This window comes from Halorubrum salinum, assembly GCF_024494575.1.
In the GTDB taxonomy this organism is placed as follows: domain Archaea; phylum Halobacteriota; class Halobacteria; order Halobacteriales; family Haloferacaceae; genus Halorubrum; species Halorubrum salinum.
Genome location: NZ_JANHDO010000001.1, coordinates 516120 through 531406 on the forward strand (window position 1 = coordinate 516120; position 15287 = coordinate 531406).

Sequence of the window (15287 nt, forward strand, 5' to 3'; positions counted from 1 at the left end):
GACTCGGTACACTCGCCTATCGAGCCCGACGAAGCTACGCTTCGTCGAACAACTCCTCGCCCTCCACCATGTGCGCCTCGACGGCGTCCATGTCGAGCGTGACACCGAGCCCCGGCTCCTCGGGGACCTCGATGTAGCCGTCCTCAATGACGTCCTCCTCGACGAGGTCCTCCCACCAGCCCAGTTCGTAGGAGTGGTACTCGATCGCGAGCGAGTTCGGAATCGACGCGCCCACGTGAGCGGCCGCCATCGTCGCCACCGGCGACGCGACGTTGTGCATCGCGACCGGCACGTAGTACTGGTTCGCCACGTCCGCGATCTTCCGCGTCTCGCGCATCCCGCCGACCTTCGGCAGGTCGGGCGCGACGATGTCGACCGCCTGGTTCTCGATGAGCCGGCGGAGCTCGGTGACGCGGTAGCGGTTCTCGCCGACCGCGATGGGCGTGACGGTGTTTTTCGTCACTTCCTCCTGCACCTCCAGATTCTCCGGCGGCACGGGGTCTTCGAGCCACCACACGTCGTACTCCTCGATGGCGTCGGCGAGCCGCTTCGCGGAGCCGCCGGAGAACGTCCAGTGGCAATCGAAGGAGACGTCGGCCTTGTCTTTGACACGCTCCGTGACCTTCTCGACGATCTCCGCCTTGTGGCGGATCTCGCCGGGGCGCAGGTGGCGGTTCGCGCGGTCCTTCTCGTGGCCGCTCGGCACGTCGAGGTCGAACTTCAGCGCGTCGTAGCCGAGTTCGTCGACGACGCGCTCGGCCTCGTCGGCGCACGCCTCCGGGTCCGCCTCGTCCTCGGTGTGACAGTCGCAGTAGACGCGCATCCGGTCGCGGTACTTCCCGCCGAGCAGCTGGTAGGCGGGCACGTCGAGGATCTTGCCGGCCAGATCGTGTAACGCCACCTCGATCCCGGAGATCGCGGTGACCGTGACGCCCTCGACGGAGCCCTCACCGGACATCTTCTGGACGAGGTGCTCGTAGAGCCGGTCGATGTCGAGCGGGTTCTCGCCGATCACGAACGGCTTCATGCGCTCGATGAGCTCCGGCACGCCCGCGCCCCAGTACGCCTCACCCGTGCCGACGACCCCGGCGTCGGTGTACACGCGGACGAGCGTCCACGGGAAGTTCCCGTCGACCATGGTGGTCTGTACGTCCGTGATCTCGACGTCGCGGCCGCCGCCGCGCGACCCCGTAACACCCATCGTTCCCGCGGAGAGCTCCCGCATCGTGTACTCCGCGTTCGGGTCGTGAAGCGACTCGTAGTTCCTGCTCATGGCCCAGTTGTTTATTCGAAACAGGGTAAACGTTTATGTTCGACCGCCGGGCCGCCCGCCTCGGACGCGAAGATAGGGAGCTTTTCAACGACGCACCCGCAACGGGGTGCATGGTCGAAATCACCGATTCGCTGGCGTGTCTCTTCACCGGCGAGATCGAAGAGCGCGACGGCGAGCACGTCGTCACGGTCCCGTCGTCCGAGATCGAACACGGCACCCTCGAACCGGGCGAGTCGTACCGCGTCGCGCTGATCGCACGGGAGGCGTCGGAATCGCCGGCCTCCAGCGCCGGAGGCGCGGCAGAACCGACGTCAGGCCGGTCTCCTTCCGGAAACGGCGCGAGTCCGACGACGTCGCAGTCGTCGACCGACGCCGCGCCGTCCGGCCCTCCGGTGTCGGAGGGTGACGTCCGCGAAGTGACGATCGAGACGCTCGGCGACAAAGGCGACGGGATCGCCAAGATCGAGCGGGGATACGTCGTGATCGTTCCCGACTCCGAACCGGGCGACCAGCCGACGGTGGAGATCACGAGCGTCCGCGAAAACGTCTCCTTCGCCGACGTCATCGACGAGTAAGCGATCCCCTCGCCGTTCGCCTCACTCTCGCAGGCCGTCTCGCTCCGGCGGATCGCTCCGCGCGAACAGCTTGCGGAGGTGCGCCGGCGAGAAGACGGAGGTCGGTCGGTCCATGTGTACGCCGATCTCGCCCGACAGCGCCCACAGCCCGGCCCGCTGGACCGACTCCGGCAGCGAGTAGCAGGTGCGGATCGCGTGGCCGAGCCGGATCTCCGTGCCGAGTTCCTCGCGCCATCCCGTCTCGTAATCGGCGAGCGTGTCGGGATCGGTCGGGTCGATCGTCTCCGCGGCCACGTCCGCCGCGGTCATCCCGTACAGGATCCCGCCGCCGGTGAACGGCTTCGTCTGCGCGGCGGCGTCGCCGATAAGGAACGCTCGGTCGGTCGTCACGCGATCGGGCGGGCCGATCGGGATCGCCCCCGAACAGAACCGGTCGGTCGTCACGCCGTAGGCGTCGGTGAGGTCGTCGAACCGCGCCGAGACGTCCTCGCCCGGCGGCGCGGCGAGCCCGTACTCCACCCCCGCGTCGCCGCGCGGGATCCGCCACGCGAAGAACGTCGGCGCGGTGAGGTGCACGTCGACGAGGTCGCCGTCGTCCGGGTCGTCGTCGAACGCGAGCACCCCGTGCAGCAGCTCGTCCGGCTCGGGGAGGCCGAGCGACCGCCGGACCCGCGAAGTGGGACCGTCGCAGCCGGCGACCATCCGCGCCTCGAAGCGCTCCGTGCCGCCGTCGGCGACGCTCACCTCGACGGTCACGCGGTCCGCGCGTTCCTCGACCGAGACGACCGTGTGCCCCTCGCGCACGTCGGCACCCGCATCGCGGGCCGCGTCCGCGAGCGTCCGGTCCAGCTCGACCCGGTCGATCACGTTCGAGACCGGCTCGGGCTTGTAGAACGGGTACGCTCGCGAGTCCGGGCCGCCGACGTGGAACCGCGCGCCGTACACGCGGTTCTGGAGGAGCCGCTCTCGGGCGTCGTCGGGGACGAACGCCCAGATGTCGTCGGAGACGTGTCCGGAACAGGCCAGCGGCTCGCCGACCGTCCCCTTCTCTACGACGAGCACGTCGCGGCCCGCGGCGGCCGCGCGGCGGGCGAACCGCGAGCCGGGGGGACCGGCACCGACCACGACGAAGTCGTACATGTCCGGACGGTCGTGACGACGATACATAACTGCGACGAGCCGGACTCCAGCGCGCGATCGGGGCGTGCGCCGCGAGTCACTCCAGCCGCGCGAACAGGTTCATAACGTACGCCGTCCGGAGCATCTTCGCTGATTGGCCCCGATCGAACACCAGCTCGTCGTGATCGAGGACGTGCGAGAGCACGTCGGCGGAGGCGTGCTCCGGCGCGGCCGCGATCCCGGCGTCGTTGGCGGCGGCCCACTCCATCACCCGGAGGTCAGACTTGCTGTCGCCCATCACGAGCGCGAAGGGGTCCGTCACGTCGAGCACGTCGAATGCGGCCTCTACCCCGGCCACCTTGTCGAGTTCCAGCGACCCGATCTCCGCGGCGTCCCCCCGGTAGTACGCGACGTCGATCTCGTCGAAAAGCGATGCGACGGGATCGGGGATGGAGACGGACGCGTCCGGCTCGTCGGCCGCCGGCTCGATCCCCGACGCCTCGAGCACGTCGCGGATCTCCGGGTCGGCGGCCGCGTAGTGCGCCCGCGCCCACGCCGCACCGCGGTTCGCGCGGCCGGTCGGGTCGTCGCCTCCCGTGTCGTCAGCTGGGGCGTCGCCTTCCCTGTCGTCGGCCGAAGCGTCGGAACCGTCTCCGACCCGTTCGGCGACCGCCGCGCCGAGCGCGTCGAGCAGGTGGACGAGCCCGTCGTCGATCACGGCCTCGGCGTCCGCGCTCCCCGTCTCGAAGTTCGGCTTCAGCGTGACGTTGAACTCGTTGCCCTGGAGGTGACAGCCGCGCCGCACGTTGTCCGGCGCGGCCGACAGCGCGCGCGTCCGGACCCGCTCGAATATGCTCCTGACGTCCGCGCCGAGGTCCTGATACAGCAGCCGCTTCGTCTGTGAGCCGTGACCCGGCGTGAACACGCCGTTTCCGGCCTCGTAGACGATAGAGAGGTCCCCCGAGTGCACCAGTTCGTTGCCGAGCCCCTGAATCATGAACCCCTTCACGTTCTCCAGCGTCTGGCCGGTACAGATGACGATCGGGACGCCGGACTCGTGTATCTCCGTCAGGATGTGGAGCGTCTCGCGGGGGATCTCGTTGTCGGTCTGTCCCGCCGACCGAAGCGTCTCGTCGACGTCCAACACGAGCGCGTTGACGGCGCGGTCGTATCGCGCGAACAGGTCGAGCGCGGTGAAGGCCGTCTCTCGGTCGGCGCGCGCCGCGGTCTCGGCGAACGTGCTCCCGGCGGGAAACGACTCGCGGATCTGTCGTTTCAATCGGTCGAGCTCGTCGCTGACCTCTTCCCAGTGATCGAGCGCCACCCGCGAGTCGACCGGCGGAAAGAGGTCCACGAACGACTGGTACTCTCGCAGCGTCTCCACGTCGAACTCGTCGTACAACCGATAGAGGAGATCGTACCGCTCCATAGCGCCCCTGCGATCCGGACCGCGTAAAACGTGCCGTCTCGCGGTCGGGTGGGCCGGCTCAGTCGAATATCATTGTGGTATGTCAGCTAGTAGCACGTGTTCTGTGGCGGTCGATTCACCCGAACTGAGAGGGCTGTCTGGTGTCACCGCGTCTGACGTCGACCGGTACTTTCGGGAAGTTGAAATAAGCGTTATGTGCGGCGCTCCCGTCGTTCGCGTAATGATTGTACCTCTCGATGGCGGCCGTCGACGGCTGGGCCTGACCGGCCGGTCGGTCGGCCGTGTCTCCCGGTCCGGTCGGCACGACGCGACCGGAGGAAATGAGACCTGATCGACCAGTCGTTCACGTCGGCGATCGTCTCGACGCAGCGTGGGCGGTGCTACCTGCGGACACGATATCACTTTCCCCGGCCGATCGCTCGGATCTCGGCGACGACATCGCGGCGGCGGTATCCACGCGGACGACCACGCCCGACGGCACGCGCGAGGACGCGGCGGAGACCGCGACGGACTCCGTCGTGGTCGTGCGCGTGGGGACTGCGGCCGGCTCCGCGCCCAGCCGACTCGACACCGACACTGCGACGGTGTTGCGCTCGGTCAGAACGCGGTTCCCGGAGGCGAAACTACTCGCGTACTCCGCCGAAGACGACCCCGACGCCGCGATCGACGCCAGCCGGTTCGGTGCCGAGTACGTCTCCGGCCGCCGGCTTACGGCGGACGACGAGACGCTCGAAGCGCGCATCGATGACCGATCGTCGCCCGCGGCGACCGGCGGAACCGCGTTTCTCGAACCGTTCGTCCGGATCGTCTCCGACCGGACGACGGGGCTCGAAGCGAAGCTCGACGCGCTCTTGGACCTCGGGCGAGCGCGCTTAGACCTCTCGGTCGGCTACGCGTCCCGGACGACGGAGGACCGCTTCACCCTCGACCGACACCGCGGCGGGTCCGCGCTCGTGGAGTCGCTCGTCGAGCGCGGCGTCATCGACGCCGACGGGTCGCTTCCGCTCTCGAAGACGTACTGCCGACGAACCGTCGGAACCAGCGACGGACTCGACGATTCGGACAACGGACCCGACGATTCGGACAACGGACCCGACGACACGCGCGACGCGTTCGGCGGCGACACCGACGGTGATCCCGCCGGCGACGCGGGCGGCACGGTGGGCCGCGCGTCCGGCGGATCGGACGACGCCACGGTGGACGCCGGGAGCGGATCTCGCGGCGTCGTGGCCTTCACGGACCCGGATGAGGCGGGGTGGGACGGCGACCCGGCACACGAGCTGTTCGGCCTCGGGAGCTACGTGGGCGGCCGCGTCGTCGTCGACGGCGAGGTGTTCGGGACCCTCTGTTTCGTCGACGAAGACAGCCGCGAGCGTCCGTTCACCGAGGACGAACTCCTCTTCGTCGAGCTTCTCGCCGACTGGCTCGGCCGGGCGATCGAGCGGCGAGAGGACCGCGAGCGGCGCGAAGAGGCCGTCAGAGAGCTTGAAGACACGCTCTCGCGGATCGACGACGGGTTCTTCGCGCTCGATACGGAGTGGCGGTTCACCTACGTCAACGACCGGGCCGCAGAGCTGCTCGACCGGCCGGCCGACGACCTGATAGGCTCCGTCGTCTGGGACGAGTTCCCCGCCGCGCTCGGCCGGGCGTACGAGACGAGCTACCGACGCGCCATGGAGACGCAAGAGACGGTCTCGTTCGTGGACCACTACGCGCCGCTGGACCTGTGGACCGAAGTGACCGCGTATCCTTCGCCCGACGGGCTGTCCGTGTTCTTCGCGGACGTCACCGAGCAGCGGCGGCGCGAACAGACGCTCGAACGGCTCCTTCGGACCGCAGAGCGGATGCAGCGCGACCCCGACCCCGAGAGCGTCGCAGACCGTCTGAACGACGCCGTCGACGACATCCTCGGGTTCGACATCGGCGGGGTTCGGTTCTTCGACGACGACACCGAACGTCTCCGGCTCGTCTCGACCGGCGGCGACAAGGGCGACGCGTACGCGGATCGCGACCCGAGAGCACCTGGCGGCGGCGTCGCGGGGGCCGCGTTCGAGACCGGTGAGACACAGACGTACGACGACCTGAAAGCCCGCGACGACGACCGGGAGTACCACGGGATCCGATCTGCGATCGGCGTTCCCCTGGGCGACCACGGCAGCTTCGTCGTCGGGTCGACCGAGCCGGACGCGTTCGACGACTCTCACGTCTCGGTAGTGGAGCTGTTAGCGATGAACGCGACGGCGACGCTCGACGCCCAGCGGAGACAAGAGCGTCTCCGGACCTACGAGAACGCCCTGCAGAACGTCGACGACATGGTCTGTGTGCTCGACGGATCCGGCGCGGTCACGTACGCCACGCCGTCGTTTATCGCGTGGCTCGGCGTCGACGAGGACGAACTCGTCGGCTCGTCGCTCTGTACGGTGCTCCCGGACCCGGCCGCCGGCCGCGTCGCGGGTGCGCTCGACGGGCTCGTGGCTCGCGACGCGATCGACGCCGAGGCTCACGGGGGCGAGGACGGCGACGGCGCGAGCGACGCCGGCGGCACCGACTCCAGCGGTACCGACGCCGAGAGGCGGCGGATCGACGTGACGATCGGCGGAGCAGACGGGGCCTTGGAGCGACACGGCGAACTGCGCCTCTCGGCGCTTTCCGGTGGGATCTCCGGAGCGGTCGTGTCGCTCACCGACACGACGGATCTCCGGCGGACGCGGACCGAACTCTCTCGCGAGCGTGACCGGTTCGATCGGCTGTTCGAGCGACTTCCGGACCCGGTGATGGAGGTGTCGCTCGAATCCGAGGAGACGGTCGTGACCGGGATCAACTCCGCGTTCGCGTCGCAGTTCGGACACGACCCGTCGACGTTGCGGGGCCAGTCGACTGACGCGCTGGATATCATCTCCGATCGACGCCACCGCGACCGAGACGGCGGTGCGGACGCGGCCGCCTCGGCCGACGACGATCCGGCTCCCGCGGAGGCGAAGACGCTCGATCAGCGCGTCCGGGAGGAGGGGTCGGTCACGGCGGAGGTCACCCGGCAGACGGTCGACGGGCCGAGGGAGTTCCTCTTCCGAGGCTTCTCGTACGAGACGACCGACGGCCGCCGGGCGTTCGGCATCTACACCGATATCACCGACCGGAAGCGGCGGGAGCGATACGTCCGCGTCATCAACCGCATCCTCCGGCACAACCTCCGGAACGAGCTGAACGTCGTCTTCGGGTTCGCGAGCGAGATCGAAACCACCACCGACGACGAGCGTATCGCCGACTTCGCCCGACGGATAGAGACGACCGGGAAGCGGCTCTCCGAGCTCGCCGAGGGCGCGGCGACGATCAAACGCGTCGTCGAGGACGGGATCGTGGCCGACCCCGACGCGGTCGCCGTCCGACCGGCCGCGGAGGCCGTTCGAGACCGGTACGCGGAAGCGTACCCCGACGCGCGCATTTCGGTCTCGGTTCCGGGAGACGTCGAGATACGCGGCGACGAGCGCTTCGAAGACGCCCTCGACCAGCTCGTCGAGAACGCGGTCGCACACGGGAGCGCGGGTGCGCCTCGGGTCGAGATCGCGGCCGACCGCGACCCCGCGACCGGCACCGTCACCGTTCGCGTCGCCGACGACGGCTCCGGGATCCCCGAGCCGGTCCGCGCCGTGATCACCGGCGACGCGGAGGTGACACAGCTCACGCACAACACGGGGATCGGGCTCTGGATCGTCGCGTGGATCGTCGAGTCGTACGGCGGCGAGATCGCGTTCGATCCCGGGCTCGGCGGTGCGGGGACGACCGTCACGCTGCGGATTCCGGCCGCCGAGTGACGGCCGATCGCCGGGGCACCCCAGCGGCGAGGTCGCCGACGCGGACGCGAGGCTCGGCGGTGCGTCGCCGGTGGCGTTCCGACCGGTTTATAATCGCCCGCGAGCGCCTCTCCAGTATGATCGACGACGAGCGACGACGCGACCTCATCGCCGCGCTTCGGGCGGCCGACGCGGTCAGGTTCGGCGAGTTCGAACTCTCACACGGGGGGACGAGCGACTACTACGTCGACAAGTACCGGTTCGAGACGGACCCGGAGGCGCTGCGGCTCGTCAGCGAGGCGTTCGCCGACGAACTCGCCGAGACGGACGCAAAGCTCGCCGGCGTCGCGCTCGGTGCGGTGCCGCTCGTCGCCGTGACCGCCGCGGAACTGGCCCGACCGTACGTCATCGCCCGCAAGCAGACGAAAGAGTACGGCACGGCCAACCGGATCGAAGGGAAGCTGGAAGACGGCGAAGAGGTCGTCGTGATCGAGGACATCGCGACAACCGGCCAGTCCGCCGTCGACGCCGTCGAGGCGCTGCGCGAGGCGGGCGCGACGGTGAACCGCGTGCTCGTCGTGGTCGACCGCGAGGAGGGAGCCGGAGCGCTGCTCGCCGACCACGGCGTGGAGTTAGAGTCGCTGATATCCGCCTCGGCGCTGTTGGCGGAGCGCGACGCAGACGAGTAGCGGCGGCCGACAGATATCGAGACCGAGCGTCCCGCCGCCGTCCGCGATCGAAACGCATAACAGCGGAACCGGCCAACCCGAAGACGAGCCGAGGTAGCCTAGCCTGGCCAAGGCGGTAGATTCGAAATCTACTGTCCATTCGGACACCGGAGTTCAAATCTCCGCCTCGGCGCTTTTCCAGTTTCCACCCGTCGAGTCGCTTCGCCGCGTTCTCTCGCAGCCCTCAGTCGCTCTCGCGAGCGGAATCGATCGTGTGCGCACTGATCCGTCACAGGGGAAAGACCCATACCCCGACGCCGCGTCCCCCGAGTATGCCCGACGCGACGCTGTACGACCGGCTCGGCGGCGAGCCGGCGGTCGGGGCGGTGGTCACGGAGTTCTACGACCGGGTGCTGGCCGACGACGACGTTTCACACCACTTCGAGGACGTCGACATGAGCGAGCAGCGCTCCCACCAGACGAAGTTCCTGAGCGCGGTCACCGGCGGACCGATGCAGTACGAGGGCGACGACATGGAGGCGTCCCACGGGGGCATGGGTATCACCGCCGCAGAGTTCGACGCGGTCGCGGGACACCTCGACGACGCGCTCCGCGAGTTCGACGTCGACGACGCGGACCGCGAGGCCGTACTGGAGGCCGTAGAGGGGTTTCGCGACGACATCGTGGAGGCGGGGTAGAGACGTCGACGCCGCGCTCACCGCTCGCGATAGCGACTCTCGACGCGGCTACGGCTCACTGCCGAGCGACTCCTGTTCGGGTGTCGGGCCGCCGCGAAGCCGACGACGGCGCTTGTCGTAGGCCGCCTCGAGCTTCGCGTTCGTCGCCCGGGAGACTAAATAGAGGTCGGCGTCCCCCTCGTCTCGCGGATGCGCGCTCGCGATCCAGACGTGGCCGTCGCCCGTAGAGAGGTCGTCTGCCCACCGCTCGGCCGCGGCGCGGCTCTCGAAGGCGTGGCGGCTCCCGTCCTCGAACACCAGCCGCCCCACCTTCGCGTTGCGCTTGCGGGCGGACGGTTTGACCGCGACGACGACGCTCACGGGTTCGATTGGAGCGTCATCGATTAAAACCCCCGTCAGACGGCCGGGGCGAGCGAGCAGTTCAGTCGTCCGCGACGGCGCTCGGTTCCGTGCCGGTCGCGTCGGCCTCGGCGGCCAAGAGGCGGTCGAGCCCGTCGACCATCCCGACGACGCTGGCGCGGGTGATGTCCGCGTCGGTCGCGGAGACGCTCACCGACCGGTCGCCGCGGGAGAGGTCGACCTCGACGGTGACGACCGCGTCGGTGCCGCCCGTGATCGCGTCGACGTGGTAGGAGTCGAGGTCGAAGGAGACGCCGGTCGACCCGTCGGCGTCCGCGGCGTCGCCCGTCCCGTCACCGCCCGCGAGCGCGGCCCGGACCGCTTCGAGCCCCGCGTCGACCGGCCCGGCACCGGTGCCGGACGCGACGCGCTCGTCGTCGCCGACGCGGAGGCGGACCGACGCCGTCGGGAGGTTGCCGCCGGAGGTCGCAGAGAGGTCGACGAGTTCGACGTGGCGGTCGCGCTCGCGGCCCTGCACGTCCTCGGTGATCGCGAGCAGGTCGGCGTCGGTGACGCGCTTTCCGCGGTCGCCGAGCTCCTTCACGCGGCTCACGACCTCGCTCAGCTCGTCGTCGTCGACGGCCACGTCCTGCTCCGCGAGCGCGGCCTTGACTCCCGCCCGTCCGGCGTGTTTCCCGAGCACGAGTCGCCGCTCCCTGCCGACCGTCTCCGGCGGGTACGGCTCGTACATCGTCCCGTCCTTGAGGGTGCCGTCGGTGTGGATGCCCGACTCGTGCGCGAAGGCGTTGGTCCCGCAGACCGCCTTGTTCGGCGGGAGCGCGACGCCGGTCGCCTCGCTCACGGTCCGACAGAGCCGGTAGAGCCGTGCCAGCTCGACGGTGTCGACGTCGTACGAGCGGTCGAGCGCGATCGCGACCTCTTCGAGAGCGACGTTGCCGGCGCGCTCGCCGACGCCCATCACCGTGCCGTGAACGGTGTCGGCACCGGCGCGCAGCCCCGCGTGGACGTTCGCCATCCCGAACCCGAGGTCGTCGTGGGTGTGGAGGCTCGTCGGACCGAGGTCGGCGAGCCGGGAGACGACCTCGGCGGTGCGCTCGGGGTCCGCCGCGCCGACGGTGTCGCAGTAGCAGATCCGGTCCGCGCCGGCGTCGAGGCCCGCGCCGAGCAGCCGTTCGAGGTAGTCGAGGTCGGCCCGCGAACCGTCCTCGCCGAGTACCTCGACCCACAGCCCGTGGTCTTTCGCGTACTCGACGAGTTCGACCGTCGTCTCGACGACCTCGTCGCGGCTCGACCCGACCTTCGTCTCGACGTGTTTGTCCGAGGCGGGAACGACGAGATTCACCCCGTCGACGCCGCAGTCGAGGGCGTGGTCGACGTCCGCTTTGACCCCGCGAGCGAAGCTCGTCACCGTCGCCGAGAGCCCCTCTGCTGCCACTCGACGGATCGCCTCGCGCTCTCCCTCGGAGGTACACGCCGAGCCCGCCTCGACGAGGTGGACGCCCGCCGCGTCGAGTTCGCGCGCGATGTCGACCTTCTCGTCGGGCGAGAGCGAGACGCCCGGCATCTGTTCCCCGTCGCGCAGGGTGGTGTCTAAGAGCTGTACCTCGTCGAGGGTGGTGAGTGGTGTCTGAGTCAAAAGCGGATCCGTAACTGTGTCGGCTGTCTCGGGGTCGGTGCCGCCGCGGGGCGGGCGTGCCCCGGAGTCGTTATCGTCGGAGAATTTCGCGGCCAGCCGCCGTGAGGCGACTTCCTCTATCCCCCGAACGATCACGATCGTCTCGTGTCATTCGTGTGCGTGCCGACGCGTCACACACTGATAAATGGTCGGATTCCGCCGACGGCGGCGAGCGCCACCGGATCTCGACGAAAGCGACGGCCGACGGCAGATCTCGACCGGTTCGACGCGCTCTCGGCCGCGGCTCGCGGGTCACCCCAATAGCGAGCGCAGCGATCGGCGGCCTGTCCCGCACTGATCGCGGTACTCACACGCCGAACAGCGGTCGTCGTCGACGCGAGGCGGCGGCCCGTCGATCGCCCGGGCGGCCCGCAGCGCCCGGCGGTAGGCGGCCAGCTTCCGGCGCGTGAGCCGGACCGAACGAACGACGCCGACGCTGGGGTACTCGACGAGCGCGCGCGGCACCGTCCGCTCGCGCTCCCACGACAGCGCCTTCGCGGCCGCGACGGCCCTGACCGCCTGCGGCTCCCAGACCCCGTTCTCCGGCGGCTCGCCCGGCGAGACGATCACCGGCGTCGGCGGACCGTCGTCGTCGGGCGTATCGACGGCACCCGTGCCGCCGTCCGCCCCACCGCCGTCCGCCCCACTGTCCGCGAGCACCTTGTGGACCCGCCCGTGGCAGTCCTTACCCGCACAGAACGCCCGCGTTCGGTCGGGGTCGACGAGGCGGTCGTAGTCGTCGCGCTCGCGAAGCCGCGAGAGGTTCCGCCGGTAGGCGGCCGGCGACCGCCGGATCGGGAGCCGGCGGAGCGTCGCGTCCGGCGCGCCGACGAGAGACGGGTACCGGTACGCGAGATCGATGCGAGCGCTCGCCTCCGGCGGGACCCGACGCTCGTCCGCGCGCCGCACGTAGTAGAGCTGCCGCGGACAGTAGGCCGCGCGGGCCACGTCGCTGAACGAGATCACGGCGGGACTGTGCCCGTTTCGGTGATAAGGTGACGGCCGGACCGAACGAACGCCGCTCGCGCGACGGGTGGTACGTCGTGAAAAACATCGACGACCGACCGATCAGCGTCCGCGGCGGAGCTCTTCTATCAGCTGTTCGATGAGGGCGGACTGTCGTTCGAGCCGCTCGGACTGCGTCTCGACTTCGCGGCGGAGCGCGGCGACCTCCGTCGCGAGGTCCTCGCCCTCGACACCGGCGCTCTCGAAGGGTGACTCGTCGAACGCGTCGGACTCGATCCGTCCGGTGTCGTCGGACGCGTCGGAGACGGGATCGTCGAGCACGTCGGTCGCGGTGTCCGTCGAGGGCGCGTTCGCCGATTCGGTCGCCGGGTCGCCGTCGTGTCGCGGTTCGGTCGGAGCGTTCGCATCGGCGTCCGCCGTCGACCCCCCGGTCGCGTCCACCACCGGGTCGACCGACGGCTCCGCCCCTTGGGCGTCCGCCGTTTCCGTCGGTCGGTCGCCCCCCGATTGCGTCGTCGCTCCGGCCGTCGAACCGGAGTCGGAGTCAGCCTCGCCGATACCGCGTACCGCCTCGTCACGGGCGTCGACGTCGTGCGCGGCGTCGGACTCGGCCTCGGCCTCCGCGTCCGCGACGGGCGACGCCGACAACGGGTCTGGACCCTCACCGAAGTCCGTGGTGCTCTCGGCGCTGTCGGGCCCTTCGCCGGCGTCGTCCGCGTCCGCGGCGACGGTCGCCCGGAACTCGCCGAGGCTGTCGACGCCGTAGAACGAACAGACGGCGTCGACGAGCGTCTCGCGGACCGCCCGAGCGGACTCGTTCGGGGCCTTGAACCGCTCCGAGCGGCTGTCGAGCGCGAGCACGACGGCGGTCGCGACCGTCCCCTCCTCGAAGTCGAGGTCGGTGAGGTCGGCGTAGTGGAACTCCTCGAACTCCTCGTCCCAGACGACCGACCCGATGTGCTTGACGAGTCGGTCGCTGGTGACGACGAGCGTCAGCTCCGAGAACCGGAACGTCCGGACGACCGACTCGCCGGGATCCGTGACGCCCGTCGCCGAGAGGATGCCGGCGAGGATCGGGTGGAGCACGTCGTCGACGCGCTTCGCCGGCACCGATATCGTCTCGTCGCCGTCGAGGCCGTAGCTGAGCGTGAGTTTCGCCTTGCGGCGGCCCGAAGAGACCGCGATTCGCTCGACGTCGTGGGAGTACTCCGCGACCGACTCGTCCGACAGCAGCCCGTCGCTGCGGTACACGAGCGTCCGCGTCGGCGTGACCGCGAGCCGGTCGTCTCCCCCGAGCGAGACCTCGGCGACGACGCTCTCGTCGCCGACGGTCTCGGCGAGCAGGTCGGGAAGGCTCATGTCGCGGATATCCGCCCCGCCCGGCATAAATCCGCGGGGTCCGCGGCGGGAGACGCTCCCGAATGCGCTCGTCGCGTCGTCGGCCTCGAACACGAGCGAACCTCTGTCACCGGATCGCACGCGTCGAACGGATGGGAAGGTTAAAGAGTATCATGGCGGTACGGAGACGTGAGGCCGGGTGGCTTAGCTGGACATAGCGCCGCACTCATAGGGTTCAGAGATTCGGTGCGGTGACGCCTTGGAAGCGTCCGCGTCCTTCCCGTGGCTCCGCCGAGCCTCGGACCTGGGACATGCGGAGATCGTGGGTTCGGAGCCCACCCCGGCCATTCCGTTTTTCCCGACACCGCCTTCGTCAGCGGAGCCGAGACGCCGAGAGCGCCTTCATTATCACCGGGAAGACGACGAAGAACGCGAGGACGCCGCCGAAGGTTCGGAGGAGCACGAAGAGGACGTCCCGCGGACCGAGAGCGGTGAGTCGACCGCCGGAGACGAGTATCACCACCGTCACCGAGAGGAACGTGAGCGTCCAGAGGACCGCGCCGAGCGCCTTGACGCGACCGCCGCGGAGGCCGGTGGCCGGTCCGTCGATCGGCTCGTCGTCACCCGGCCGCGGAGCGGTCATGCCAATCAGTTGACGCTCGATTGGTAAAGGTCATTGTGTTTGATACCACGTGCCATATCCGACGCGACGGAACGGGGCGGCGCGCGCCGGCCGGCCGAAACGCCTACCACGCCGCGACGAGACGGCGACGGTATGCACGCGCGTGACCTGATGGTGACCGACGTGAAGACCGTCGCTCCCGACGACGACGTGGCGGACGCGTTCAAGCGATTCGCCCGGCACTCCTTCAGCGGGTTTCCGGTGGTCGACGACGGTGGGCACGTCGTCGGCGTCGTCACCGAGTCCGACCTCGTCGACCTGTTCGAGCCCGACGACGAGACGCTGTGGATCCCGATCGGACTCCCGCCCTTCGTCGACACCCTCACGTACCAGATAAAGCCTCCGTGGGGCGACCTCGACTTGGGCGTCGACATGGTCCGCAACGCCGACCGCCCCATCTCCGACGTGATGAGCACGGACGTGGTGACGGTCACTCCGGAGACGGACGTCGACGAGGTGCTCGACCTGCTCGCGAGCGACGATCCGAACATCAATCGCGTTCCCGTCGTCGACGACGAGGGGACGCTCGTCGGGATCATCGCCCGACAGGACGTCGTCCGGGCGTTCCGGGACCGCCGGCTGGACTGAGGCGAGCGGGATCGCCTGGAACGGGGCCGACCTGATCCAAGCCGACCCGACCGCCGTCCGCGGTGGCGGTTCGGTCGGTCCCGCGGTTCCGCGGCGTTTTTTTAGCCGCCCCGGGTAGCGAAGGA

The 15287-nt window shown here is 69.6% G+C and carries 13 protein-coding genes and 2 tRNA genes; 7 read left to right on the forward strand and 8 right to left on the reverse strand.

Going from position 1 to position 15287, the window contains the following annotated elements; genetic code table 11:
* Positions 1 to 34: 34 nt before the first annotated feature.
* Positions 35 to 1273 carry a mandelate racemase/muconate lactonizing enzyme family protein gene (locus NO930_RS02640; RefSeq protein WP_256402380.1) on the reverse strand — a complete coding sequence of 413 codons (1239 nt, stop codon included), beginning with the start codon at positions 1271 to 1273 and terminating at the stop codon, positions 35 to 37.
* Positions 1274 to 1383: 110 nt separating this feature from the next.
* Between NO930_RS02640 and NO930_RS02645 the strand changes: the two genes are divergently transcribed.
* The gene (locus NO930_RS02645) at positions 1384 to 1848 is read left to right on the forward strand and encodes a TRAM domain-containing protein (protein WP_256402381.1); all 465 of its coding nucleotides are present in this window, start codon (positions 1384 to 1386) and stop codon (positions 1846 to 1848) included.
* Positions 1849 to 1869: 21 nt separating this feature from the next.
* Here NO930_RS02645 and NO930_RS02650 read toward each other — a convergent pair whose 3' ends face one another.
* Both NO930_RS02650 and NO930_RS02655 read right to left on the reverse strand, forming a co-directional pair.
* Entirely contained in the window at positions 1870 to 2988 is a 1119-nt protein-coding gene (locus NO930_RS02650; protein ID WP_256402382.1) for a geranylgeranyl reductase family protein, read from the reverse strand.
* 76 nt (positions 2989 to 3064) lie between these two features.
* Positions 3065 to 4396, reverse strand: coding sequence for an HAD family hydrolase (locus tag NO930_RS02655; protein ID WP_256402383.1), 1332 nt, complete (start codon positions 4394 to 4396; stop codon positions 3065 to 3067).
* A 320-nt stretch (positions 4397 to 4716) separates the two neighbouring features.
* Here NO930_RS02655 and NO930_RS02660 point away from each other — a divergent pair, with 320 nt between their 5' ends.
* From NO930_RS02660 to NO930_RS02675, 4 genes are all read left to right on the forward strand, one after another.
* On the forward strand, positions 4717 to 8208 hold the full coding sequence (locus NO930_RS02660; protein WP_256402384.1) for a PAS domain-containing protein: 3492 nt from the start codon (positions 4717 to 4719) through the stop codon (positions 8206 to 8208).
* Between the two features lie 116 nt (positions 8209 to 8324).
* Positions 8325 to 8876 (forward strand): orotate phosphoribosyltransferase, encoded by a 552-nt coding sequence (gene pyrE, locus NO930_RS02665; RefSeq protein WP_137783757.1) that lies wholly within the window; start codon positions 8325 to 8327, stop codon positions 8874 to 8876.
* Between the two features lie 87 nt (positions 8877 to 8963).
* Positions 8964 to 9048: transfer RNA gene (locus tag NO930_RS02670), tRNA-Ser, on the forward strand.
* 139 nt (positions 9049 to 9187) lie between these two features.
* Positions 9188 to 9553 (forward strand): group I truncated hemoglobin, encoded by a 366-nt coding sequence (locus NO930_RS02675; protein ID WP_137783758.1) that lies wholly within the window; start codon positions 9188 to 9190, stop codon positions 9551 to 9553.
* Positions 9554 to 9601: 48 nt separating this feature from the next.
* Here NO930_RS02675 and NO930_RS02680 read toward each other — a convergent pair whose 3' ends face one another.
* From NO930_RS02680 to NO930_RS02695, 4 genes are all read right to left on the reverse strand, one after another.
* Complete coding sequence (locus NO930_RS02680) at positions 9602 to 9913, reverse strand: DUF8081 domain-containing protein (RefSeq protein ID WP_137783759.1); 312 nt, start codon at positions 9911 to 9913, stop codon at positions 9602 to 9604.
* A gap of 61 nt (positions 9914 to 9974) precedes the next feature.
* On the reverse strand, positions 9975 to 11549 hold the full coding sequence (locus tag NO930_RS02685) for a (R)-citramalate synthase (protein ID WP_256402385.1): 1575 nt from the start codon (positions 11547 to 11549) through the stop codon (positions 9975 to 9977).
* Positions 11550 to 11840: 291 nt separating this feature from the next.
* A complete protein-coding gene (locus NO930_RS02690; RefSeq protein ID WP_256402386.1) occupies positions 11841 to 12554 on the reverse strand; it encodes a hypothetical protein in 714 nt (237 codons plus the stop codon).
* Between the two features lie 102 nt (positions 12555 to 12656).
* Positions 12657 to 13913 (reverse strand): DUF7115 domain-containing protein, encoded by a 1257-nt coding sequence (locus NO930_RS02695; RefSeq protein WP_256402387.1) that lies wholly within the window; start codon positions 13911 to 13913, stop codon positions 12657 to 12659.
* Positions 13914 to 14085: 172 nt separating this feature from the next.
* Here NO930_RS02695 and NO930_RS02700 point away from each other — a divergent pair.
* Positions 14086 to 14239, forward strand: a tRNA-Met gene (locus tag NO930_RS02700).
* A 26-nt stretch (positions 14240 to 14265) separates the two neighbouring features.
* Here NO930_RS02700 and NO930_RS02705 read toward each other — a convergent pair.
* Positions 14266 to 14535, reverse strand: a complete 270-nt coding sequence (locus tag NO930_RS02705) for a hypothetical protein (RefSeq protein ID WP_137784270.1) — start codon at positions 14533 to 14535, stop codon at positions 14266 to 14268.
* Between the two features lie 132 nt (positions 14536 to 14667).
* Here NO930_RS02705 and NO930_RS02710 point away from each other — a divergent pair, with 132 nt between their 5' ends.
* Positions 14668 to 15162, forward strand: a complete 495-nt coding sequence (locus tag NO930_RS02710; RefSeq protein ID WP_256402388.1) for a CBS domain-containing protein — start codon at positions 14668 to 14670, stop codon at positions 15160 to 15162.
* Positions 15163 to 15287 lie beyond the last annotated feature (125 nt).

Bases quoted from the DNA above. Each gene is read 5' to 3' on its own strand.
- NO930_RS02640 (WP_256402380.1), bottom strand. From the start codon at position 1,273: ATGAGCAGGAACTACGAGTCGCTTCACGACCCGAACGCGGAGTACACG.
- NO930_RS02645 (WP_256402381.1), top strand. From the start codon at position 1,384: ATGGTCGAAATCACCGATTCGCTGGCGTGTCTCTTCACCGGCGAGATC.
- NO930_RS02650 (WP_256402382.1), bottom strand. From the start codon at position 2,988: ATGTACGACTTCGTCGTGGTCGGTGCCGGTCCCCCCGGCTCGCGGTTC.
- NO930_RS02655 (WP_256402383.1), bottom strand. From the start codon at position 4,396: ATGGAGCGGTACGATCTCCTCTATCGGTTGTACGACGAGTTCGACGTG.
- NO930_RS02660 (WP_256402384.1), top strand. From the start codon at position 4,717: ATGAGACCTGATCGACCAGTCGTTCACGTCGGCGATCGTCTCGACGCA.
- pyrE (WP_137783757.1), top strand. From the start codon at position 8,325: ATGATCGACGACGAGCGACGACGCGACCTCATCGCCGCGCTTCGGGCG.
- NO930_RS02675 (WP_137783758.1), top strand. From the start codon at position 9,188: ATGCCCGACGCGACGCTGTACGACCGGCTCGGCGGCGAGCCGGCGGTC.
- NO930_RS02695 (WP_256402387.1), bottom strand. From the start codon at position 13,913: ATGAGCCTTCCCGACCTGCTCGCCGAGACCGTCGGCGACGAGAGCGTC.
- NO930_RS02705 (WP_137784270.1), bottom strand. From the start codon at position 14,535: ATGACCGCTCCGCGGCCGGGTGACGACGAGCCGATCGACGGACCGGCC.
- NO930_RS02710 (WP_256402388.1), top strand. From the start codon at position 14,668: ATGCACGCGCGTGACCTGATGGTGACCGACGTGAAGACCGTCGCTCCC.